Source organism: Undibacterium sp. Rencai35W (genome assembly GCF_049340185.1).
GTDB lineage: Bacteria > Pseudomonadota > Gammaproteobacteria > Burkholderiales > Burkholderiaceae_D > Undibacterium.
On the sequence record NZ_JBMPPC010000005.1, the window covers coordinates 185,386 to 208,869 of the forward strand.

The window sequence follows — 23,484 nt, forward strand, 5'->3', positions numbered from 1 at the left end:
ACGCTGGCAAAAAATAGCCGGGCGCGCCATCCCGCCGTCAGTAGCACCTCTGAACCAGTTATAATCCAAGGTTCAAAAGATTCCCTCGCATTCAGAAAATATAGCCCGCCATGCAAGAAAAATTCAGCTCAGTATATAAACCAGCCGACGTCGAGCAATCAGCACAATCTCATTGGAAAAAAATAGACGCGTATAAAGCGGTTGAAAACGACCCGCGCTTCCCAAAAGGAAAGTACTACGCTTGCTCTATGCTGCCTTACCCTTCGGGCAAGCTGCACATGGGCCACGTGCGTAATTACACCATCAATGACATGCTGGCGCGCCAATTGCGGATGAATGGTTACAACGTCCTGATGCCGATGGGCTGGGATGCCTTTGGCCTGCCGGCAGAAAACGCCGCGATCAAAAACAAGGTGCCGCCGGCCAAATGGACCTACGACAATATCGCCTACATGAAGACCCAGATGCAAGCCATGGGTCTGGCAATTGACTGGTCACGCGAAGTCGCAACTTGCTCGCCTGAATATTACAAATGGAATCAATGGCTGTTCCTGAAAATGCTGGAAGCTGGCATCTGCGAACGCCGTACGCAAGTAGTGAACTGGGATCCGATTGACCAGACTGTACTTGCTAATGAGCAGGTGATCGACGGGCGCGGCTGGCGCTCCGGCGCGCTGGTCGAGAAGCGTGAAATCCCTGGCTACTACCTAAACATTACCGACTACGCTGAAGAGTTATTGTCCGCCGTTGCCAATCCAGAAGATCCAAATTACCTGTCCGGTTGGCCAGAGCGCGTGCGCCTGATGCAGGAAAATTGGATAGGCAAATCCGAAGGCGTACGTTTTGCTTTTACACATGACATCAAGGATGTCAGCGGTGCTTTGATTCAGGACGGCAAGATGTACGTGTTCACAACCCGTGCCGATACCATCATGGGTGTGACTTTCTGTGCCGTAGCACCGGAACATCCACTGGCGACGCATGCCGCTGCGAGTAATCCTGGTCTGGCAGCCTTCATCGAAGAATGCAAAAAAGGCGGTACCACTGAAGCTGAAGTTGCCGTACGTGAAAAAGAAGGGCAGCCAACGGGTCTGTCCGTCACGCATCCGCTGACAGGTGAGCAGGTGGAGGTCTGGGTCGGTAATTACGTCTTGATGAGCTATGGTGACGGCGCGGTTATGGGCGTGCCTGCGCATGATGAGCGTGATTTCCTTTTTGCAAAAAAATACAATCTGGCTATCAAACAAGTGGTTGCTGTCGAGGGCGAAACCTATTCGACCGATGCTTGGGCTGACTGGTATGGCGACAAGCAGCGTGGCTTGACGATCAATAGTGGCGATTCTGGGATTGACCTAAATGGATTAACTTGCAAACAGGCTGTCAGCAAAGTCGCAGAACTGATGGGGGCCAAAGAACTGGGCGAAAAGAAAACCACCTGGCGCTTGCGCGATTGGGGCATCAGCCGCCAGCGCTACTGGGGCACGCCTATCCCTATCATCCATTGCGAGTCATGTGGTGCGGTGCCTGTACCGGAAAAAGATTTGCCGGTCGTATTGCCAGAAGATTGTATTCCGGACGGCTCCGGTAATCCGCTGAATAAACGTCTCGATTTCCTGCATGTCGATTGCCCAAGTTGCGGCAAGCCAGCCAAGCGCGAGACCGACACCATGGATACCTTTGTCGATAGTTCCTGGTACTTCATGCGTTATTGTGACGCGAGCAATGATCAGGCCATGGTCGCAGAAGGTAGCAAATACTGGATGCCGATGGATCAATACATCGGCGGTATCGAACATGCGATTTTGCATTTGCTGTATGCGCGCTTCTGGACCAAGGTCATGCGTGACCTGAAGCTGATCGATGCGCATGAGCCGTTCTCTAAATTGCTGACGCAAGGCATGGTCTTGAAGGGCGCGTTCTTCCAAAAGCCAGAAGGTGCAGGCAAGAATTATTTCTGGGAAGAAGAAGTCAACGTCATCACCAATGAGCAAGGTCAGATCACTGGTGCGACCTTGAAATCGGATGGGTCGGCGCTCGAATACGAGATGACCACCATGTCCAAATCCAAGAGTAATGGTGTCGATCCGCAAGAGCTGATCAATCAATACGGTGCCGATACCGCGCGCCTGTTCGTGATGTTTGCCTCGCCACCTGAGCAGACTCTGGAATGGAATGATTCCGGCGTTGAAGGCGCTCACCGCTTCTTGCGCCGTGTTTATAATTTTGGCTACAAGCATGCTGATTTGCTGCGTGCTGGCGTTGCTAGTGATTTGCAGGGCGAACTAAGTGCAGATAGTAAAACCCTGCGTCGTGAAGTACACACTATTTTGCGTCAGGTCAGCTATGACTATGAGCGGATGCAGTACAACACGGTGGTTTCCGGTGCGATGAAATTGCTGAACACGATTGAAGCGTTCAAACTCGAAGGTGCAGGCCACACCGCAGTTTTGCGCGAAGCTTTCGGCGTCCTGCTGCGCGCTTTGTATCCCGCTTGCCCGCACCTGACGCATGTCTTGTGGGAAGAGTTGGGCTATGCTACTGCTTTCACCGATATCCTGAACACGCCGTGGCCGCAAGTCGATGAGGCTGCCCTAGTTCAAACTGAAATCGAGATGATGATCCAGGTCAATGGCAAGCTGCGTGGCAGCATCACCGTAGCCAAGGATGCGGACAAAGCGACGATAGAAGCTCTGGCGATGGCGAATGAAAATGTCCTGCGTTTTGTCGAAGGCACACCGAAGAAAATCATCGTGGTGCCGGGCAAGCTGATTAATATCGTCGCCTGATCATGATGACCCAATTCTCTACTTTCTCCCTTCGTCACATCGCGCGCAAGCTGCTTGCCTGCGTTGCGATGGCCTCTGCCGTGCTGGCATTGTCTGCTTGCGGCTTTGCTTTGCGCGGGCCGGTGGCATTCCCTTTTTCCAGTATCTACATCGGCTTGCCAGACAGTGCGCCACTTGGCGGCGAACTGAAACGCAATATTCGTGCGAATGGAAAAACGGTCATTGCCAGCGAAGCCAAAAATGTAGACGTGATTTTGGAAGTACTGGGTGAAACGCGTGAAAAAGTCATTTTGTCCTTGAATAGTCAGGGCCGCGCACGTGAATACAATTTGATCTATACCTTCCGCTTTCGGGTTCGCAATGAGGCTGGCAAAGAGCTGCTTGCACCGACCGATATCAGCCTGAAGCGAAATATCACGTTTAATGAGTCGCAAGTCTTGGCGAAAGAGGCTGAAGAGGCCCTGCTGTATCGGGACATGCAAAGCGATCTGGTGCAACAAATCATGCGCCGCCTGGCCGTGCTGAAAACCGACTAATGACGCAAGTGCCTACGATCATCCTGGCGCTTACTTCAGACTTCTTTCACGCGCAGAAGAGTGGAAGTGCAGAGGATGATGTCCTCATCCGTGGAGATCAATGAGATGCAATTACGCTTTGATGCAATCGACGCTCATCTGAGCAAATCGCTGGCGTCCTTGTATGTCATCACCAGCGACGAGCATTTGCTGGCATTGGAAACAGCGGACAAAATCCGTCGTGCCGCGAAGGCCCAGGGTTTTCTTGAGCGGGAAATCCTGACAGTAGAGCGCAGTTTTAAATGGGGTGCTCTGCTTGCCGCGAACCAGTCGCAATCCCTGTTCGGGGATAAAAAGCTCGTTGATTTACGTATTCCTACCGGCAAGCCCGGCAAGGATGGCGGTACAGCATTGCAAGAATATGTGAGCGACTTATCACCGGATAATCTGACCCTGATTACCCTACCCAAGCTGGACTGGGCTACGCAAAAGGCGGCCTGGGTCACCAGTTTGCAACAGGCGGCGGTGTATATCGACATCCCGCTGGTAGAACGGGCGCAATTGCCCAACTGGATTTCTTTGCGGCTCTCTATGCAAGGACAAAGCGCCGATCGGCAAAGCCTGGATTTTATTGCTGACCGGGTTGAGGGGAATCTGCTCGCAGCGCATCAGGAAATCCAAAAACTCGCCTTGCTCCACCCCGCTGGCAAGCTGAGTTTTGAACAAATCCACGACGCAGTGCTGAATGTAGCGCGTTACGATGTCTTTAAGCTCAATGAGGCGATGTTAGCTGGCAATGTCTCTCGTCTGGTGCGCATGCTGGAAGGTCTAAAAGGCGAGGGCGAGGCGCTGCCACTGGTGTTATGGGCGGTCGCCGAAGAACTCCGTACCCTGCTCAAGCTGAAGTCCGGCATGAGTCAGGGTAAATCCCTGGGTATGCTGCTTAAGGAATACCGGATCTGGGGTCCTCGTGAAAAATTGATGGAGCCCGCATTGCGTCGCGTCAGCCTCGCCACGTTGGAGACTGCGCTGCAAGAGGCGGCGCAAGTCGATAAGATGGTCAAGGGTTTGCGTGCTAAAGCCTTTGCGGGTGATGCATGGGACGCACTGTTGCAGCTAGGTCTCAGAGTCGCGCGCGGATAAGCAGGTCGCCAGAGTTGGTGCCAGACGCTTGGTGCGCCTGGTGGACGACTAAGCGGCAGGCTGATTGACTCATGGTACGTACGTTGCGTACGTTTCGTTATGTTACGTGATTGTTGTGGGAGTATGCCTGAAAACAGGCATTGATCCGTACAGTAATACTAGGTATTAAAAATATACATGGTGGAGTATGTGCGAATTCGCATGATTTTTCACCGTAATCGATAAAGAATTACACATGGATATCAAAGATTACATGAAAGACCTTGGCATACGCGCCCGCAAAGCGTCGCGTGCCATGGCCAAGGCCAATACGGCAGCCAAGAATCGCGCCTTATCATTGATTGCCGCGTCGATACGCCGCGAGGCAGCGGCCTTGCGCGCAGCGAATGAACTCGATCTCGCGGCAGCACGTGCAAATGGCATGGAAGCCGCAATGCTGGACAGGCTGACTCTGTCAGACAAGGCGATCGCCACCATGGCCGAAGGACTGGAGCAAATTGTCAGCCTCGCCGATCCGATTGGCGAAATCTCGAATATGAAATTCCGCCCGACCGGGATCCAGGTCGGCCAGATGCGCGTCCCGCTGGGCGTGATTGGCATCATTTACGAAGCTCGCCCGAACGTAACTGTCGATGCTGCAGGTTTGTGTATCAAGAGCGGCAACGCGACCATCCTGCGCGGTGGCTCAGAAGCGATTCATTGCAACCAGGCCCTGGCTAAACTCGTCAAAGAGGGGTTGGCTGGTGCCGGTTTGCCACCGGATGCGGTACAGGTCGTCGAGACCATCGACCGGGCTGCGGTCGGTGAACTGATCACCATGCCAGACTATGTCGACGTGATTGTTCCGCGCGGTGGCAAGGGCTTGATCGAGCGCCTGATGCGCGAATCCAAAGTGCCGATGATCAAACATCTGGATGGCATCTGTCACGTGTATATCGATGACAAAGCCGATAGTAAAAAAGCGCTGGATGTCGCCTTCAACGCAAAATGCCATCGCTACGGCACCTGCAACACCATGGAAACTTTGCTGGTCGCACGCGGGATTGCGGCACAAGTATTGCCGGAGCTGGCAACACGGTATGCGGGCAAACAAGTCGAGTTGAGATGCGATCCGGAAGCGATGCAATTGCTGGCGGGTTATCCTCATTTAGCCAGTGCGAACGAAGACGACTGGAGCACCGAATATCTGGCAGCGATTCTGTCCGTCAAAGTGGTGGCCGACATGGATGAAGCGATTGAACATATCAATCATTATTCTTCGCAACATACCGAGTCCATCATCACCGAAGACTACACACGTGCCATGCGCTTCTTACGCGAAGTCGATTCTGCATCGGTGATGGTCAACGCGTCAACGCGGTTTGCCGATGGCTTTGAATACGGTCTGGGTGCCGAAATCGGTATCTCGAACGACAAATTACATGCGCGTGGACCAGTCGGTTTAGAGGGACTGACGTCGCTCAAGTACGTGGTATTTGGGAATGGCGAAGTTCGCCAATGAGCATTCGCCGTCCCGGCGTTGTGGCGGAATAGTGTCGCATCCGCCTTCAATATGAATAGATGAATTACAGGAGAAATGCATGCTCTGGATTAAAGCGCTACACATTGTGTTTGTGACGTCGTGGTTTGCGGGGCTGTTTTATTTGCCTCGTATTTTTGTCAATCTTGCGATGGAAAACGAAGCTGTCACGACAGAACGCCTGTTGCTGATGGCGCGCAAGTTATACCGCTTCATGACGATTTTGGCAGTTCCTGCGATTGGCTTCGGGCTGTGGTACTGGCTTGCGACGGGCATCGGGCGTGGTCCCGGTAGCGGCTGGATGCATGCAAAACTTTTCATTGTTGTTTTGCTTATCGGTTATCACCATGCGTGCGGCAGTATCCTGAAAAAATTTGAACAAGCCAAAAACAAACGTACGCATACCTGGTTTCGCTGGTTCAATGAAGTGCCCGTTGTGTTATTGCTCGCCGTCGTTATTCTCGTCGTAGTCAAACCGTTTTAATCCTTCAGGGAAGCACGATGAACAGAGTCTGTGAATACTATTTTGCGCCGCAATCCCCATGGGCATATCTGGGTCACCAGCGTTTCGTCGATCTGGCGAAAAAACACGCAATTCGCATTGATCTGAAGCCGATCGATTTAGGCAAAGTATTTCCGATTTCGGGCGGCCTGCCTTTGGCTAAACGTGCGCCGCAAAGGCAGGCATATCGCCTGGTCGAGATGCAGCGCTGGAGCACGCATCTGGAGTTGCCGATGAATTTGCAGCCGACTTTTTTTCCTGTCGCTGCTGATTCTGCTGCGCATCTGATTATCGCCGCGCAGCTGGCGCACGGCACCGAGACAGCATTACAGTTAACCGGCGCCATCATGCGCGGGGTCTGGGCAGAGCAAAAAAATATTGCCGATACCGACACACTGGTTGGTATCGCGCTTGATTGTGATCTCGATGGTAAGGCCTTGATCAAATCGTCGGAAACCAGCAGCGTATCAGCCGAATACGAACGTTTTACGAATGAGGCGATCGCCAATAATGTGTTCGGCGTACCTTGGTTTGTTTTCAATGGCGAGAGCTATTGGGGACAGGACCGACTGGATTTTTTAGAGCGTGTGTTTCAGGAATAAGGGTTTTGAGTAAGGCGTTGTTAGAAATTTCGTAATGCCATCCGCAGGCTGGATGCGGCTTGTGGAGGCCTTTCGTGCTGGAAGGCCCGCCAATAAAGCGTGTTCCGTTTTTGGATTATTGAAAAATCCATATCCGTACGTATTGCAGTAAGAGGTTTGAAGGTTTTAAGGTTTTAAGGTTTTGTTTACGTCCTGATATTCTGACGTTAAAACGTAGTATTTGATGTTCAACACCGGCTAAGCAAGAGCTTGGTCTTTAAAAATTAATTTGGATAAAAGGTTCCCCATGACACGTTACTCGTATTTTTGCCCTTGCCCTCGCGGCCTGGAAGTCGCTCTTGCTGAAGAGCTGAATGAGATTGCTCAGTTTGATCAGACACTGCATGTACACACACAGGTGCCAGGCGGTGTGCATTGTTCTGGCGAACTGCGCGATGCCTACAGCATCAATTTGCATTCCCGTATCGCATCCCGTGTTTTGCTGCGGATGGCACATGCCGGTTACCTGAATGAAAACGATATTTATGACCTGACCCTGGCGCAGCCATGGGAAGACTGGTTCGGATATCACCACACCATACGCGTTGACGTGACGGCAGTGAAATCACCGCTGAAGAGCTTGGAATTCACGACGCTGAAAATTAAGGATGCGATTTGCGATCGCTTCCGTGATCAGTTCACCCAGCGCCCATCGGTAGATACCAAAAATCCGGATATGCGTATCGTCGGTTTTCTGGATGCGCGCAATTTCACGATTTATCTTGATACCTCCGGCGAACCTTTGTTTAAGCGTGGCTGGCGCATGGAAACAGGCGATGCGCCGTTGCGTGAAAATCTGGCAGCAGGTTTGCTGCGCACCACGGGATGGAAGCCGGGTATGCCTTTGCTTGATCCTATGTGCGGTTCGGGCACGATCCTGATCGAAGCAGCACAAATGCTGGCCGGTATCCCGCCGGGCTTACGCCGTGAATTCGCATTTGAAAAATTTGCGGGCTTTCAAGAAGAAGAGTGGCTGGCAACCAAAGCCAAGGCTAAACCGCATCCTTTGCCTTCTGAGCCGACGATTTTTGGCAGCGATATTTCAGGCGATATGATCGTGATGACTCGCAATAATCTGAATAAGGCCGGTATCCGTTTCGACGTGCCGCTCAAGCAGATTGAAGCGCAGGAAATCAAAGCGCCGACAGAGACACCAGGCGTCCTGCTGACCAATCCGCCGTACGGTGAACGTATTGGTGTGCGTGGTGACAGCACGGTTGAACCAGATGATATGGCGAGAGATTTTTTCAGCGCATTCAGTTCGACGCTGAAACAGCGCTTTGCCGGTTGGAGCGTTTTTCTGTTCACCGCCGATCTGGGTTTGCCTAAAATGTTGCGTCTGAAAGAATCGCGTAAAACACCGTTCTTTAATGGCGCACTAGAGTGTCGTTTATTCCGCTTCGATATGGTCGCGGGCTTTAATCGCCGCGAAGAAGCCAAGCCTAAAAACTTGTCTTAACTCTTCATCAAACGGGCGGAAGCTGCACAGCAGATTCGCCCGTTTTGCTTTATGCTGATCGCCAGTTCATCAACGCATGCAGCATTCACAGCAGCCATAGAATTCATCGCATAGACAGAGCGCAGAGCACATACAGCACATACAGCACATACAGCACATACAGCACATACAGCAACTATTCCGGAGATTAATTCATGTCCCAAGTTACTTCCCTCAATTTAAAAGATCCCAGTTTGTTACGCAGCCAGGCCTATATCAATGGTATCTGGGTTGGTGCATCCGGGACATTCGATGTCACCAATCCAGCGACTTCTGCCTTGGTCGGCACTGTGCCGAATCTCGGTGCTGAGCAGGCTCAGGCGGCAATTGATGCGGCACAAACCGCCTTTCCGTTGTGGGCGGCGAAGACCGGTAAAGAGCGTGCTGCGATTATGCGTAAATGGTTTGATCTGATGGTGGCCAACGCCGATGATCTGGCAGTCCTGATGACTGTAGAGCAAGGCAAGCCACTCGCGGAAGCGAAGGGCGAAGTGATCTACGGTGCCAGCTTTATTGAGTGGTTTGCCGAGGAAGCCAAACGTGTTTCCGGCGATGTCATGTCTTCAACCTGGACGGATAAACGCATGGTGGTATTGAAGCAGCCCATCGGTGTCTGCGCCTCGATCACACCGTGGAATTTTCCGATTGCGATGATCACGCGTAAGGTCGCACCAGCGATGGCCGCCGGTTGCAGTATCGTGATCAAACCAGCGGAGCAAACACCTTTGTCGGCACTGGCAATGGCAGAGCTGGCACATCGCGCAGGCGTGCCCGCAGGTGTGATCAACGTGATTACGGCAGACTCTGAGCGTTCGGTTGAGGTCGGTAAAGTCTTATGCGATAGCCCGGTGGTCCGTCATTTGTCGTTCACAGGCTCTACGCCAGTTGGCCGTATCCTGATGCGGCAGTGTGCTTCTACCGTGAAAAAACTCGCGCTGGAATTAGGTGGTCATGCACCTTTCATCGTGTTTGATGATGCCGATCTTGACGCCGCGGTGGAGGGCGCACTCTTATCAAAATTCCGTAATGCCGGTCAGACCTGCGTCTGTACGAACCGGTTTTATGCACATGAATCGATTTACGACGCTTTTGTCGAAAAACTTGCTGCCGGCGCAAAAAAAATCCAGGTTGGTAACGGGCTTGATGCAGGTGTCAATCAGGGGCCGATGATCGATGAACAGGCCGTGGCAAAAGTAGAAGAACATGTCGCCGATGCCTTGTCTAAGGGGGCGACTGTGCTGGCTGGTGGAAAAAAACATGCAGCCGGTTCACTTTTTTATGAACCTACGGTGTTATCGAATGTCACAGAGTCGATGCAGATCATGAGTGAAGAGACTTTTGGCCCGGTTGCCGCAGTCGTCAAGTTTAAGTCTGAAGCTGAAGTCATCGCCGCTGCGAACAATACTGATTTTGGTCTGGCGTCGTATTTTTACTCGCGTGACATTGGCCGTGTCTGGCGCGTTGCCGAGCAATTGGAATACGGTATGGTCGGTATCAATACCGGTCTGATTTCAAACGAAGTAGCGCCCTTCGGCGGCGTCAAGCAATCGGGCTTGGGACGCGAGGGCTCTGTCTACGGGATGGATGAGTATCTCGAAATGAAATACTTATGCATGGGTGGAATTTAAGCGGATTTTTTGTACTTTTTTTCAGCCTAGATTTATAACGTTGATTTTCAACGCTGATTTCCAACCACTTATAGCCCGATTGTTTGTATCGTTCACATCCGGGCATCAGGCTTAAGTGTGAACTGATGTGTGAACTGATAAGTATGAGCCAAAAAGTGTGAGCCAAAAAGTGTGAGCCTGGTAATGTTGTGTTGCTGTATCAAAGTGATGTCTAGTTATAAGTCAATGCGCAAATACAGTGCCGGTATCAGATGCTTCATTCGTCGCTGTACCGGGCACCGTCCGGACACTGTATTTGCACCATGTTGTAAATCGCCGTGTATGTGATGCGGCGATACTCCTGTTTTAATAAGTGAAATTATGTCGACCACGCCACCCGAGCCGTCCGTTCCACCTTCCTCGCCATCACCTATGCAAGTAGCCAGCACAGGCGCCTTGGCTACCTTATTAGCGGCGCTGGCAATGTTGGGGCCGTTCTCGATTGATACTTATTTGCCGGCTTTCCCGGCGATACAGGCAAGCTTGCAGGCGAGTGCGATCGAGGTACAACAGACCTTGACTGCGTACATGCTGTCATTCGCCGTGATGACCTTGTGGCATGGCGCTTTGTCCGACGCTTTTGGTCGTCGCAATGTGATCCTGGTATCTCTGGCGATCTTCGCCGTTGCATCCTTTGGCTGTGCGTCGGTACATAGCATTCATTATTTGTGGGGATTTCGTATTTTGCAGGGCGTATCTGCCGGCGCTGGCGTAGTGGTTGGCCGGGCGATTATCCGCGACCTGTATGCGGGCGCGGCGGCCGAGCGCTTGCTGTCGCTGGTCACGATGATTTTTTCGATTGCGCCTGCGATTGCGCCGATTTTGGGTGGTTGGGTTGTGAGTTATCTCAGCTGGCGCAGCATATTTTTACTTCTGTTTGTGTACACCTTGGTGCTGTTTTGGGCTTGCTACAAACGTTTGCCTGAGTCCTTGCCTTTAGATAAGCGTCAGCCATTCAGTGCAGAGTTTTTATGGGATAGCTACAAAAAAGTATTTAAGTCGCCGTTGTTCCACTTGAAAGCAGGCACGATTGCTTTTAATTTTGCCGGTTTGTTTTTATACGTATCGTCGGCACCGGCTTTTATTACCCAACATCTGCATCTTGGTGCAGATCAATTTGGCTGGCAGTTTGTGCCATCTGTGGGCGGGATTTTTCTCGGTGCTCTGGCGGCGAACCGTCTTGCAGGAAAATTATCGGTCTGGAGGCAGGTCAATATCGGATTCAGCTTTTTGGTTGGCGCTGCCTTATTCAATGTGGCGTATCACGCTATCTGGCCACCGATGTTGCCATGGTCGGTTTTACCTTTGTTTTTTTATTGCTTCGGTATGTCGCTGGTAGCTCCTGGAGCAACCTTGCTGGTGCTCGATTTGTTCCCGACAATTCGCGGGATTGTCGCGTCTTGCCAGTCAGCATCGGTGACCATGCTAGGTGCTGTGGTCGCCGGGGTGGTCGCTCCTGCATTGGATCACTCTGCTTTGACGCTGGCGCTCGGCCAGCTAGCATTTGCCGTGATTGGCATGGTCTTGTGGTACACAGGGCGCCATTACTGGCGTGCCATGACGAATCAAAAACAAAATGCCTGGGAAACCGTTGGATAGCCGGATAGCTGGAACGATACTCAATCGGGTAGCGAATCCGAGTATGAATTCACTATCAAATACACTATTAAGTGCACTTACTCAATGAGCTACTTCATACAACGAAATTCAAATGTCTTTCACTGATACAGTTTTTTACAATTAGGCCAAAAATATTTGCTTTCCTTGACTTGAAATAAGCTTTTGACACCTTACATTATTGATGCTCTGCAGCATTTTGAAAATCTGCATATAATGCGAACCAAATTGAAATTGGCGCATCTAAGAAATGTGCATACCGTTATTAAAAATATTTCGTGTATTTTTTAAGCAACGCTAGGTACAGTCTTATTTGTGAGCAAGTACCAATTTCATCAAGTTGTCATTTTCCGCAGGTATCGTGGCTTCTGTCATTGAGTCACCTAGAGTGCTCAAGGCTGTAAAAGACCTGCAAATTTGTTTTTGCTCGCTGAATTTGTTGTGTTGCAGCAAAGACTAAACTTATAATTTTCTGGATATTACCCTATGAAAAAATCATTACTCGCACTGGCTCTAATCGGTGCTTTCTCCGGCGCAGCATTCGCGCAATCTTCTGTAACCGTCTACGGTATCGTTGACGCTGGCTTCCAAAGCCTGGACACTGGCGCTGCTGCTGGTAAAGTTTCCAGACTGCAAAGCGGTCAGGAAAGTGGTTCACGTCTGGGCTTCAAAGGTACTGAAGATCTGGGCGGCGGTTTGAAAGCAAACTTCGTGTTGGAAATGGGCCTGAACGTTGATGATGGCACATCTGGTCAAGGTAGCAAGGCGTTTGGTCGCCGCTCTTTGGTTGGTCTGTCTGGCGATTTCGGTTCTGTTGATCTGGGCCGCGACAAGACTCCAACTTTCAAATTCTTCGACAACTTCGATCCATACGCATCTGGCTACATCAACAACGGTAGCGGTCTGTCCAACAACACTTTGTACTTCGTTGGTGGCGACACAGCAAACACAGCTGGTGCATCCAATGGCCGTATCACTAATGCAGTTCTGTACTCCACACCAGGTAACCTGAACGGTTTCTCCGCTCTGGTTGGTTACGGTATGGGTGAAGTTGCTGGTGACACATCTGCTGGCCGTTCTTTGGGCTTGAACCTGCGTTACAACGCAAGTGGCCTGGATGTTGGCTATTCCTTCACTAAAGACAATCAACAAGCAGTTGTTGGTGGTCCTATCGTAGGTAAGAAAGCAAACACAGTTGCTGCAACTTATGACTTCGGTTTTGTTAAGCCAGTTGTGATCTATCAAAAAGTTGAAGATGACAAAGCAGTTTCTGCTCTGGACAAAAAAGTATTCACATTGGGTGCAACAGTACCAGTTGATGCTTCAAGCAAAGTAATCGCTACATTCACAAAAGTGAAAGATTCCACACGTATCAACACTACAACGACTGATACAGTTGGCGATGCTAAACAATTCGCATTGGGTTACCAATATGCATTGTCTAAGCGTACTGATTTGTATGCGGCTTACGCTCGTTTGACACAAGATGCTAATTCCAAGACTTTGGCATCCGTGAATGGCGCAGACGTAAAAGAACTCACATTTGGTGTACGTCACCAGTTCTAATTGATGTCAGGCTTAGCCTGAATAAATCAGAAGTGAATTCGCAGTAAAAATGGGGTAATCAGTGATGATTACCCCATTTGTTTTATGGATCTTGACTCATACTGGCGCTTGCTACAGAGTCCTCCTAAGTTTGCTAAGTGGGGTTAAAACCGCGTAAAATACGTCTTTACTCTGGCTTACGCTTAACTTTAACTAAGCGTCGCAAGTCAATTCAATCAGTTAATCCAATTCTCATGAGCCGATCCGGATAAATGGATCCTCATCTTTCTTAAAGCTCACACGTATGTCCGATTCCAAACCCGCCGACGGCTTATCTAAGCCACTTTTCTACGACCCAACCGAGCATCGTATTCGCAGCTTTGTGACACGTGCCGGTCGTTTGTCGGATGCGCAGGCGCGAGCAATCGAGACGCTTGGCCCGCAATTGATGTTGCCATATCAAAAGGCTGTATTAGATATCGATGCCGCGTTTGGTCGCCATGCGCCTACAGTGTTCGAGATTGGATTTGGCATGGGCGAAACCAGCGCTAAAATTTCTGCCAGCATGCCGGAAAAAAACTTCATCGGTGTTGAAGTGCACACGCCCGGTGTAGGTAGTTTGCTGAAATTGACAGATGAATCAGGATTAAAAAATCAACGCATTATTCAGCATGACGCGTTTGAAGTTCTTACAAACATGATTGCGCCCAATTCACTTGCAGGCGTACATGTCTTCTTCCCCGACCCATGGCACAAAGCACGTCACAACAAACGCCGCCTGATTCAGGGCCCGCTGGTTGCTCTGCTCGCTTCGCGTATTGCCCCAGGTGGTTACCTCCACTGTGCAACCGATTGGGAAGAATATGCGGTACAGATGCTCGATGTGCTGAGCGCAGAGCCAAGCCTGCAAAATACCGCGGATGCTTATGCACCGCGACCCGATTATCGCCCTGTCACAAAATTTGAAAACCGTGGCCTGAAGCTTGGTCATGGTGTTTGGGATTTAGTGTTTAGTAAGCGTTAAAAATTTTTTACTTGACTCGTTTTATCCGCTAGATTCTGCGTGCGTGTAAAAGCATTGTTTAAGATATCTTTAAAAATCTTCATCGATTTTCAGCGTCAGGTAAAAGAGAAAAAATCTAAAAAATCTAAAAAATCTAAAAATATTGGGTAAATATGATGCGCATTAGCAGTCAATATTGGCTGCTAATGCGCATTTTTATTGAGTCTTACATAATTCTAATTACCTGGCGCAAACACCCGCAGGCGGTGGCCGTCCAGATCTGTTGCAACAAAGGTATAGCCAAAATCCAGCTCAACGGGTTCTTGTACGATCGGCAGGTGGCGCTCTTTCCAGTCGTGATATGTCTGATCGACGATCGCCTTGCTGCCCAGCGCAAATGCAATTTCGCAAGTGCCGCCCATCTGCTGATGTGACGGTGCTGGTATTGTGGTGTGCTTTGACCAAAGCCCTAGCATGACACCAGAGTCGAGTGCAAACATGGCGAATGTTGGCGATGACTCTATCGCCTTCATGCCTAATATAGTGCTGTAGAACTGTTCGCTGGCAGCAGTATTGTCGACATATAGAATGATGAAATTAGGATGTGGCATGGTGTGTCCTTTATCAAGAAATTAGTGTGAAGGGCAATTCATTCCCTTTTGTTTTGCAGCGAAGTCATTGTCGTAGCTGGCTGTGTCAGTTTCTGTCAGTAGTGAATGACCGGCGCATTGATATGCAGAAAAATTCTTACGTCACTTGCGCTACACTTGCCAATCCAGAATTAGTCAATCTACTTCCACGTGTCTTTTCATAAAATCAAACTTCCTCTGATCCTCGGTATATTTCTTGTCCTTGTATCCGGCGGCGCATATCTGTTGTTTCACGGCCCCATGGTCTCCGATCATCTACGACAGACCTGGTCGAAGAACCTCAGTACACCTGTGCAGGCACGTCCGGCCGTACTTGCTTCACCTGTGACGCGAACTGTATTTGCCGGTGATGGAGTAGCGGGATTCAAGGATGCAGATGTTGCTGCGGCACGTTTTTCTGATCCGTATGGTGTAGTCATTGATGCGGCAGGGAATGCGTACGTCAGCGACGCTGGTGACAACAACCGGATACGTAAAATCTCAACTCAAGGGCTGGTTACGACTCTGGCTGGCGGTAGTGAAGGTTATGCTGATGGTACCGGTGCTGCGGCGATGTTTCATACGCCCTCCGGACTTGCCCTTGATATGGCGGGTAATCTGTTGGTGGCAGACACTGGTAATAATGCGATCCGTAAAATTTCTCCCCAAGGTGTTGTGACGACCATTGCGGGAACTGGCGTTGCGGGCTTTAAAGATGGCGCAGGCAAGGAGGCCATGTTCAACGGGCCGATTGGTGTTGCTATCGATCAGAGCGGCAATATTTATGTTGCTGATACCTATAACGACAGGATTCGCCGTATCAGTCCGGACGGGCAAGTCACGACGATTGCCGGTAGTCGCCCGGGTTATGCGGATGGTGCGGGGAGTGAGGCATTGCTTGATACGCCCTGTGCTGTCATTGTCGACGCCGCAGGCGAACTCTTGATTGCCGATACCCGTAACAATGCGATTCGCCATATCAGTCATGAAGGTGTCGTCAGCACAGTTGCGCGCTCCCTGCCGGAAGATAAAGAGGCCTTACTCAAAAGGCCAAGCGCCCTGGCGTTGAATCAACATGGAATCCTCTATATCGCCGAGATGCGCAGCGGTCAAATCCTCACCTGGACGCCTGAGCAGCAAATACAGGCAATGACCGGGATAGAGTCGGATACCGAATTCGAGTGGCCAGTCGCGATCGCCTTTCAAAAAAATGGCAATCTGCTGGTGGTCGATTCGGTAGCGCGTTCGGTTCAACAACTGAAAAATGCTTCGGCAAACACGGATACCAGTCTCAAGGCTTTGCATGAGCGACAAGAACAATCACTGTCCGCTGCAACGCTGAACAAATTACCTTGGCCCTTAAAGCCACAACACGCTTCGCATGAAATCGTCGGTGTTATCGGAGAAGTACGCGGTAACTTTAAAGGGGAAAACCGTGATCATCTGCATAATGGTGTAGATATGCAAGCTGACATGGGGGCAAATGTCCTGGCAGTCATGGATGAAAAAATCAGCGATCCGATGCCGAACTGGGGATTCGGGGAGTTGAGCGAAGGTCTCGCGATCGACAAGATGAGCTACATCCATATGCGGGTCGGCCGGACCATTAAAGATGTTTCAGTGAATCCCGACAAATTCACGCAGATCGTCAACGCAGACGGCAAGCTTGGGCGAGTGCGTGTCAAGCGCGGAACTCGTTTTGTCACCGGTGATGTATTAGGCACGGTCAATCGCATGTTCCATGTCCATCTGGCGTACCAGGAGTACGGACGTTACCGGAATCCTTTGGCTTTGTCACTGGACGGGTTGATTGACAGGATCGCCCCCGTCATTGATGAGGTATCGATTCTGGATGGCAAGGGCAACATCATCACCAAGGCACGCGATGGTCATGTGCATGTTCCGCAAGGCACAGCCGATCTGGGTATCGTAGTTGATGCCTACGACAAAGTCGACGGCAATGCTGCCAGACGACGCTTAGGTTTGTATCAGCTTGGTTATCAGTTATTAAGCAAGGATGGTAAGGCACTGGCTGGCTATGAACAACCGGTGATCACTCTCGATTTTAGTCAATTACCTGCCGACAAAGATGCGGTCAAGATCGCCTACGCACCGCATAGTGGAATCACGGTACATGGTAATGCCGAAACACGGTTTCAATATATGGTGAGCAATATCGTCAGAGATGGCGTAGCAAAAACCAGCCATCTGCCTGTCGCTGACCTGGCAAAAGGAAACTACCTCATCAGAATTTTTGCATCGGACTATGCAGGGAATATTGCCACCAAAGGTGTTGATGTAGCGGTGACAGTAGAGTGAGATTTGGAATAAAAATATGAGTAAAAATGTGAGCGCTAAGCTTACAGCCGCCAGCTGAAGTGCCTGTAGTCACATGTCAGTCACACATGCCAGTCACACCGCGCTTGAGAAAAGAATTACACTGCATTTGTCGCACGGTCAATGCTGGCTGCTGGCTGTGTAACGACATGACATCATCACGTTGAGCCACGCATTGAGCATAGTGTATGGCTCTAGACCACAATAATAGAAAGAGACACTCATGAAAACAGAATTGTTTTATCTCACGCTCGTCACTACTTTTACTGGTTTGTTATGGGTGCCGTATATTTTGAACCGTGTCATTGCTGGCGGCCTGTCGAACTCAGTTGGTTATCCTGAACACCCCAAGCCACAAACGGCATGGGCACAACGTCTGATGAAAGCGCATGCGAATGCGATAGAAAATCTGGTCGTGTTCGCACCTCTGGTGTTGATCGCACAGTTTGCCGGAGTGAGCAGTGCAGCGATTGCGACGGCGTGTGTAGTGTATTTCTGGGCCCGCGTGGTGCATGCCATCACTTACACCTTCGCTATTCCGTGGATACGTACGCTGGCATTCTTGACCGGTGTTGCTGCTCAGATGACGATTGCTTGGCAATTACTGATGCATTAATACCTATAAAATATCCAACCGAAGGTGTTGAAAAAAACAGTTCTATTTCACATCAGCAGAGAATCGATATGACGTTTTTTATTACGCATTCTATTGCGCTTTCACACCTTCCAGAATTCTCCACTCCTTGAGTAAAGCCTGACGGCGGCGTGGCAAGTTTTGTTCCATTACGCAGAGCTGGGCAATCCGGTCAGTTCGAAAATGCCGGAACTCTTGACGTAATTCACACCACGCGACGATCACGCGGACGCGATCAAAAAAACCCAGAGCACACGGCCAGATTACCCGTTGACTGGCGTTGCCATGCTGATCGAGATAACGGATATCTAGTTTATGTTCGGTGCGGATTGCACGTCTGATGAGACGCAGGTGTTCATCATTTTTGCTTATCTCTTGACCGGGGGCGATCAATAAAGCCGTGGTGTCGAGATCATGACGTAAATCCCCCGGAAGTACCGCGGCAATTTTTGCCAGTGCATCACGTGCAGCGACTGCCAGATGCGTATCGCCATGTTCGGCAACCCAGCGGAATCCCAGCACGATTGCTTCGATTTCTTCCTCAGAAAACATCAGTGGTGGCAAGTTAAATCCCGGCTGAAGTACATAGCCGAGACCCGCCTCGCCCTCAATTTTTGCACCTTGTTCTTGCAGCGTCACGATATCGCGGTACAGTGAGCGCAGGCTGATTCCCAATTCGCTTGCCAGTGCCGCGCCGGTGATCGGGTAGCGGTGGCGACGCAGTATTTGCATGAGCTGGAGCAGACGTTGCGAGCGTGACATGGCTGGTTTTTTATTCGACTTCAGCGATCAGGGCGACGATTTCTGCACCGTAACGTTCGAGTTTTTTCTCGCCGACACCCGTTACGCCGCGCAGGTCATCCATTGACCGCGGATGTGCTTTGGCAATTTCACGCAGTGTCGAATCATGAAAAATAATGAAGGCCGCCGTATTGTGTTTTTTTGCCGTCTCGACTCGCCACCAGCGTAGTTTTTCAAAGATGGTCTGTTCAACGGTGGAGAGATTTTCCTCGGCATAATCTCTGGCGGATTGGCGCTTATGTTTAACGGCTTTTTCAGCTTTTTTATACTGCCGCAATTGCACCTTCGTTTCGCCTTTTAATACAGCACGTGAATCCTCAGTGAGCTTAAGTGAACTGAAGTTCTCATAATCCACGGCGACCAGGCCGAGCGCGATCAGCTGGCGTAACAGCGCCCGCCATTCTGCTTCGCTTTTATCCGAGCCGATACCATAAGTCGAGAGCTGATCATGCCGCCATTGCTTGACGCGATCAGTATCGATCCCGCGTAATACGTCGATGATATGACCCGCAGCAAAACGTTGATCCGCACGATAAATTGTGGAGAGAATTTTTTGTGCGGCAAGGCTGCCGTCAAATGAAGTCGGTGGTGCGAGACAGGTATCGCAATTGCCACAAGGTTGCGATTGCTGGCCAAAATAATCGAGGATATGTACGCGCCGGCAATTCAGTGTTTCACACAAGCCGAGCATTGCATCCAGTTTGACGCCTTGCACCCGTTTAAAGGTTTCGTTGGCCTCTGATTCGTCGATCATACGGCGCTGTTGCACCACGTCTTGCAAACCATAGGCCATCCACGCATTGGCACTCGCACCGTCACGACCGGCGCGACCGGTTTCCTGGTAATAACCCTCTATGCTTTTAGGCAAATCCAGATGCGCAACAAAGCGTACATCGGGTTTATCAATGCCCATGCCAAACGCAATCGTGGCCGTCATCACAATGCCATCTTCACGCAGAAAGCGCGCCTGATTTTTGGTGCGTTCTGGCAGCGCCATTCCTGCATGATAGGGTAGGGCAGTGATACCATTTTCGTTCAGGAATTCGGCGGTCTCTTCTACTTTTTTGCGGGACAGACAGTACACAATACCGGCGTCACCGCTATGCTGGGCGTTGATGAAGTCGAGCAGCTGCTTGCGCCCGTTCGCCTTTTCTACGATCTGATAACGGATGTTGGGACGGTCAAAGGAGGAGACGAATTGCAACGCATTTTCTAGTTGCAGGCGATGAATAATCTCATCACGCGTTTGCTGATCTGCTGTTGCCGTCAGCGCGATGCGAGGTACCTCTGGAAAGCGTTCATGCAGGACAGACAGCTTGATGTATTCCGGCCGGAAATCATGACCCCATTGCGATACGCAATGTGCCTCATCAATCGCAAACAAGGCGAGCGGCGTCACTGATAACAGTTCCAGGCAGCGTTGCGTCATCAGCCGTTCCGGTGCGATATAGACCATATCGAGTTCGCCTTCGCGCATCATTCTCTCGATGCGCAGGGCTTCATCAAAACTCTGGGTAGAGTTTAAGAACGCAGCGCGCACGCCGACTTCTTCCAGCGCATCGACCTGGTCCTGCATCAGCGCAATCAGGGGCGAGATGACAATGCCCACGCCATGACGTATCAAGGCAGGAATCTGATAACACAGTGACTTACCACCGCCGGTCGGCATCAAGACCAGCGCATCGCCACCGCATACGACATGATCGACGATCTGCTCTTGCTGCCCGCGAAAAGACGGATACCCAAATACGGTCTGCAATAAGTGCAGGGCAGGATTGTTGCTATTACTTGTTTCTGTGACTGCTTTTATCACTACTTATTCAACCCATGCAATGGTGCCGGTGTACGCGGTAATCAAAATCATGATGCCGAATGCAATGCGATACCAGGCGAAGGCATTGAAGTTATGCGAACTGATGTAACGCAATAACCAGCGTACACAAAAAAATGCTGAAATAAATGCGGCAATTGTTCCCAGACTAAACATAGGCAGATCTGCGCCGGACAGGTCGTTGCGCGCTTTGTAGAGGGAAAATACGGTGGCACCGAGCAAGGTCGGGATCGCCAGGAAAAAAGAAAACTCTGTCGCTGCCTTGCGTGACAGGCCAAACAGCATACCGCCGATAATCGTCGAGCCAGAGCGGCTCATGCCAGGGATTAGGCCAAACGATTGTGCAATACCGATTTTGAGTGCATCGATGACCGTCATGTCATCGACAGAATGGATGCGTGCATGCTGATCATCATGGCTATCCGCGCCACTGTCTGTGGCGGTGTCAGCGCGTTTGCGCTCTACCCATAAGATAACCAGACCACCTACAATAAACGCCGTCGCAACCGGTACCGGGGCGAACAGATGTGCTTTAATTTTTTTGATAAACAGCACGCCGAGAATAGCAGCTGGTAAGAACGCAACGACCAGATTCACTGCAAATTTACGCGCTTTCGCTTCACTCGCCAGACCGAGCAAGACGCTCGCAATCTTTTGGCGATATTCCCAGCACACTGCAAAAATGGCCCCTGCCTGTATCACGATATCAAATACCTTGGCCGTCTCTGTCGTAAAGTTCAGCAAGCTACCGGTCAGGATTAAATGCCCCGTCGATGAGATAGGCAAAAATTCTGTCAGGCCCTCGACAATACCCATGATGATGATTTTTACGGCGAAGAGAATATCCATAGTCAGCGGAAGAGTGAAAGGGTTAAAAGGGGCAAAAAGCTCAACAATGCGAGCAGGATTTAGTCGGCACGAAGCTTAACATGTGCACCTGTAGCGCGCTGCTCAATATTTCAGCAATAGAGTGTGGGGAAATATACTCCCCTATATTTAGAGTAAAAATAGGCCTAGTCCGGCTATTTCTATTGGTGTGTTGAAAAATACTCAGTAGGAGTATGGTTTTTTATCGTAGTAAATAGAAATTATCTGAAGGTAGATAGCAGAGGCTTGCATGGACTGACACGACCCCTGCGCTTGCCCGCACTTACTGCAAGATCTGTACATCCGGTAAATCGCATAACACGTCTTCAACGCGGCTATATTTTTTGAGCGTAGCGATAACTATTGGTAAGGGCTCCGACCAGATTTCCGGCAGGTCTCTCTCCTGCGCATCGAGGATAGGGAACGCCAGTGCCTCAACCGGGGGCGAAAATTGTGCTCTGACGCCCGGCTTATTGCCGCGCGCATCGATGCGGTACCAGCCGAACTCCTCAAGATAGACGGCGTTCAATCCGTGTAGACAAAATGGCGCGCCTTGTCCGCTTACGGATAAGCGCTGATAGCACAATCCGGCGGCGATGCCATTCGCTCGTAATAGGGCGGCGAGAAGATGACTTTTTGCATAGCAGTAGCCGGTGCCATGTCGTAGTACCTCAGACGCCTTGCAGGTGACTGGATTGCGCATGAAATCAACACTGTGTTTGATCTCATCCCTGACGAATTCAAAACACCGCTGAACCACATCCCGTTGTGATGATGCGCCCTCGGCGAATGTAGCTGCCAGTGCCGACACATCCGGATCGTCGAAATCGATATAGGTGCTTGCTATCAGATAATTTTGCATAGAAGTCGGTGGCGATAAATGCGGTATCGGTTAATGGTATTCGCGAGACAGTAAGAGTAAATGACGATGACCAGAATAACGGCTGGACCTCAAGATCTACCAACCGGGATAGCCCAGCGACAAGACGGATCAGCGCGCCTATTCAAGAACTGAGTTCTATGTATTTTCACGGAAAGCCCGGCTAGAGATCGCAACAGAATTGCCGTCCGGATCTTTGGCGTTAGCAAAGGCGTAACCCTTAGCCTGATGTGTGCTGCCAAAAATCAAACCCCGTTCCGCACTCAGCTTTTTAAAACCTTCGATATCTGCGACGTCGAACATCAGTTTTACAGCAGCTTGCCCCAGTTTGACACTCTTGGCGGCCTGATGAATCAATATGCCCGCACCGTGATCAGCAGCCCGCAATTCAATCAATCCTTCGACAACACTACCCGTAGTGACGAACCCAAAAAACGTCTGATAAAACGCTGCGGTTCTTTGCATATCTCTGGCGTACAGAATGATCGTGCTTAGGTTTGGTGTCATTGACGTGATTGAATAAAGATTGAATAAGAATTGTTCGAAAAATATATTACCTGACCGCGGTAATCCGCTCCAGCTCAGCAATCCATATCAGTGCCTGCTCCCGCGTTTCGCCACACATTTCTAGCGATGCCTGCAAGCCACCGCAACATGCAGGACGTTCTGGCCGACCGAAAATTTTACAGCGATGATCATCCGCGAGCTGGATGCAGCGTACGCCGGCCGGCTTGCCAAGCGGCATACCCGGTATCGGACTGGAGATGGAAGGCGCAATGCAGCAGGCGCCGCAGTTGTCACGGCAGTTCATGTGGTAATGGAGTGATGATTGCTTTGCTCATGCTTGCTTTAAATTTTTTTTACCAGTTGTGTATTGCTGATCGTGAGTGTTTGCCTCTTCACCCGCGGTGACGTCGGATGACTGTCATTGATAGAATCAGTGGGTATTTTACCGGATACGTTTTCGCTGACCTTGTGCTGATTAAAATGAGGGTGTCACGCGAGACCTTGCCAATCACGGTGGAGTAGGCGACAGGCAAAAAAAAGTGCCGCACGAATGCGGCACAAG

20 protein-coding genes and 1 pseudogene are annotated in these 23,484 nt (G+C 50.5%); 14 read left to right on the plus strand and 7 right to left on the minus strand.

Annotated features, from left to right (window positions below; translation table 11 throughout):
* Window positions 1-110: 110 nt before the first annotated feature.
* The 12 genes and pseudogenes from leuS to trmB all read left to right on the plus strand — a co-directional run bounded on the left by leuS (window position 111) and on the right by trmB (window position 14,457).
* Window positions 111-2,786, plus strand: coding sequence for a leucine--tRNA ligase (gene leuS / locus ACO0K3_RS12740; protein WP_422985123.1), 2,676 nt, complete (start codon window positions 111-113; stop codon window positions 2,784-2,786).
* A 2-nt stretch (window positions 2,787-2,788) separates the two neighbouring features.
* Window positions 2,789-3,322 carry an LPS assembly lipoprotein LptE gene (gene lptE / locus ACO0K3_RS12745; RefSeq protein ID WP_422985125.1) on the plus strand — a complete coding sequence of 178 codons (534 nt, stop codon included), beginning with the start codon at window positions 2,789-2,791 and terminating at the stop codon, window positions 3,320-3,322.
* 105 nt (window positions 3,323-3,427) lie between these two features.
* Complete coding sequence (gene holA / locus ACO0K3_RS12750) at window positions 3,428-4,444, plus strand: DNA polymerase III subunit delta (RefSeq protein ID WP_422985519.1); 1,017 nt, start codon at window positions 3,428-3,430, stop codon at window positions 4,442-4,444.
* A 235-nt stretch (window positions 4,445-4,679) separates the two neighbouring features.
* The gene (locus ACO0K3_RS12755) at window positions 4,680-5,945 is read left to right on the plus strand and encodes a glutamate-5-semialdehyde dehydrogenase (protein WP_422985127.1); all 1,266 of its coding nucleotides are present in this window, start codon (window positions 4,680-4,682) and stop codon (window positions 5,943-5,945) included.
* Between the two features lie 79 nt (window positions 5,946-6,024).
* Window positions 6,025-6,447, plus strand: coding sequence for a CopD family protein (locus ACO0K3_RS12760; protein ID WP_422985129.1), 423 nt, complete (start codon window positions 6,025-6,027; stop codon window positions 6,445-6,447).
* Window positions 6,448-6,464: 17 nt separating this feature from the next.
* On the plus strand, window positions 6,465-7,067 hold the full coding sequence (locus ACO0K3_RS12765; protein ID WP_422985131.1) for a 2-hydroxychromene-2-carboxylate isomerase: 603 nt from the start codon (window positions 6,465-6,467) through the stop codon (window positions 7,065-7,067).
* Between the two features lie 286 nt (window positions 7,068-7,353).
* Window positions 7,354-7,488: pseudogene (locus tag ACO0K3_RS12770) on the plus strand (class I SAM-dependent RNA methyltransferase); the annotation flags it as partial.
* 66 nt (window positions 7,489-7,554) lie between these two features.
* Window positions 7,555-8,565: a THUMP domain-containing class I SAM-dependent RNA methyltransferase gene (locus tag ACO0K3_RS12775; RefSeq protein WP_422985521.1), complete on the plus strand. Its 1,011-nt coding sequence runs from the start codon at window positions 7,555-7,557 to the stop codon at window positions 8,563-8,565.
* A 194-nt stretch (window positions 8,566-8,759) separates the two neighbouring features.
* Entirely contained in the window at window positions 8,760-10,232 is a 1,473-nt protein-coding gene (locus tag ACO0K3_RS12780; protein WP_422985133.1) for an NAD-dependent succinate-semialdehyde dehydrogenase, read from the plus strand.
* Window positions 10,233-10,592: 360 nt separating this feature from the next.
* The gene (locus tag ACO0K3_RS12785; protein WP_422985135.1) at window positions 10,593-11,870 is read left to right on the plus strand and encodes a multidrug effflux MFS transporter; all 1,278 of its coding nucleotides are present in this window, start codon (window positions 10,593-10,595) and stop codon (window positions 11,868-11,870) included.
* A gap of 504 nt (window positions 11,871-12,374) precedes the next feature.
* Entirely contained in the window at window positions 12,375-13,454 is a 1,080-nt protein-coding gene (locus tag ACO0K3_RS12790; protein WP_422985137.1) for a porin, read from the plus strand.
* Window positions 13,455-13,737: 283 nt separating this feature from the next.
* Window positions 13,738-14,457 (plus strand): tRNA (guanosine(46)-N7)-methyltransferase TrmB, encoded by a 720-nt coding sequence (trmB, locus tag ACO0K3_RS12795; protein ID WP_422985139.1) that lies wholly within the window; start codon window positions 13,738-13,740, stop codon window positions 14,455-14,457.
* A 215-nt stretch (window positions 14,458-14,672) separates the two neighbouring features.
* Here trmB and ACO0K3_RS12800 read toward each other — a convergent pair whose 3' ends face one another.
* The gene (locus tag ACO0K3_RS12800) at window positions 14,673-15,047 is read right to left on the minus strand and encodes a VOC family protein (RefSeq protein WP_422985141.1); all 375 of its coding nucleotides are present in this window, start codon (window positions 15,045-15,047) and stop codon (window positions 14,673-14,675) included.
* Between the two features lie 189 nt (window positions 15,048-15,236).
* Here ACO0K3_RS12800 and ACO0K3_RS12805 point away from each other — a divergent pair, with 189 nt between their 5' ends.
* Window positions 15,237-17,384 carry an NHL repeat-containing protein gene (locus ACO0K3_RS12805; protein ID WP_422985143.1) on the plus strand — a complete coding sequence of 716 codons (2,148 nt, stop codon included), beginning with the start codon at window positions 15,237-15,239 and terminating at the stop codon, window positions 17,382-17,384.
* A 241-nt stretch (window positions 17,385-17,625) separates the two neighbouring features.
* Complete coding sequence (locus tag ACO0K3_RS12810) at window positions 17,626-18,018, plus strand: MAPEG family protein (RefSeq protein ID WP_422985145.1); 393 nt, start codon at window positions 17,626-17,628, stop codon at window positions 18,016-18,018.
* 90 nt (window positions 18,019-18,108) lie between these two features.
* Here the strand turns inward: ACO0K3_RS12810 and ACO0K3_RS12815 are convergent, their stop codons facing one another.
* From ACO0K3_RS12815 to ACO0K3_RS12840, 6 genes are all read right to left on the minus strand, one after another.
* On the minus strand, window positions 18,109-18,798 hold the full coding sequence (locus tag ACO0K3_RS12815; protein ID WP_422985147.1) for a helix-turn-helix transcriptional regulator: 690 nt from the start codon (window positions 18,796-18,798) through the stop codon (window positions 18,109-18,111).
* 10 nt (window positions 18,799-18,808) lie between these two features.
* Complete coding sequence (recQ, locus tag ACO0K3_RS12820) at window positions 18,809-20,650, minus strand: DNA helicase RecQ (protein ID WP_422985149.1); 1,842 nt, start codon at window positions 20,648-20,650, stop codon at window positions 18,809-18,811.
* 3 nt (window positions 20,651-20,653) lie between these two features.
* Complete coding sequence (locus ACO0K3_RS12825) at window positions 20,654-21,517, minus strand: undecaprenyl-diphosphate phosphatase (protein WP_422985151.1); 864 nt, start codon at window positions 21,515-21,517, stop codon at window positions 20,654-20,656.
* A gap of 301 nt (window positions 21,518-21,818) precedes the next feature.
* Window positions 21,819-22,397, minus strand: a complete 579-nt coding sequence (locus ACO0K3_RS12830; RefSeq protein WP_422985153.1) for a transglutaminase-like domain-containing protein — start codon at window positions 22,395-22,397, stop codon at window positions 21,819-21,821.
* Window positions 22,398-22,553: 156 nt separating this feature from the next.
* Entirely contained in the window at window positions 22,554-22,922 is a 369-nt protein-coding gene (locus ACO0K3_RS12835; protein ID WP_422985155.1) for a VOC family protein, read from the minus strand.
* A gap of 46 nt (window positions 22,923-22,968) precedes the next feature.
* Window positions 22,969-23,226 (minus strand): YkgJ family cysteine cluster protein, encoded by a 258-nt coding sequence (locus ACO0K3_RS12840; protein WP_422985157.1) that lies wholly within the window; start codon window positions 23,224-23,226, stop codon window positions 22,969-22,971.
* Window positions 23,227-23,484 lie beyond the last annotated feature (258 nt).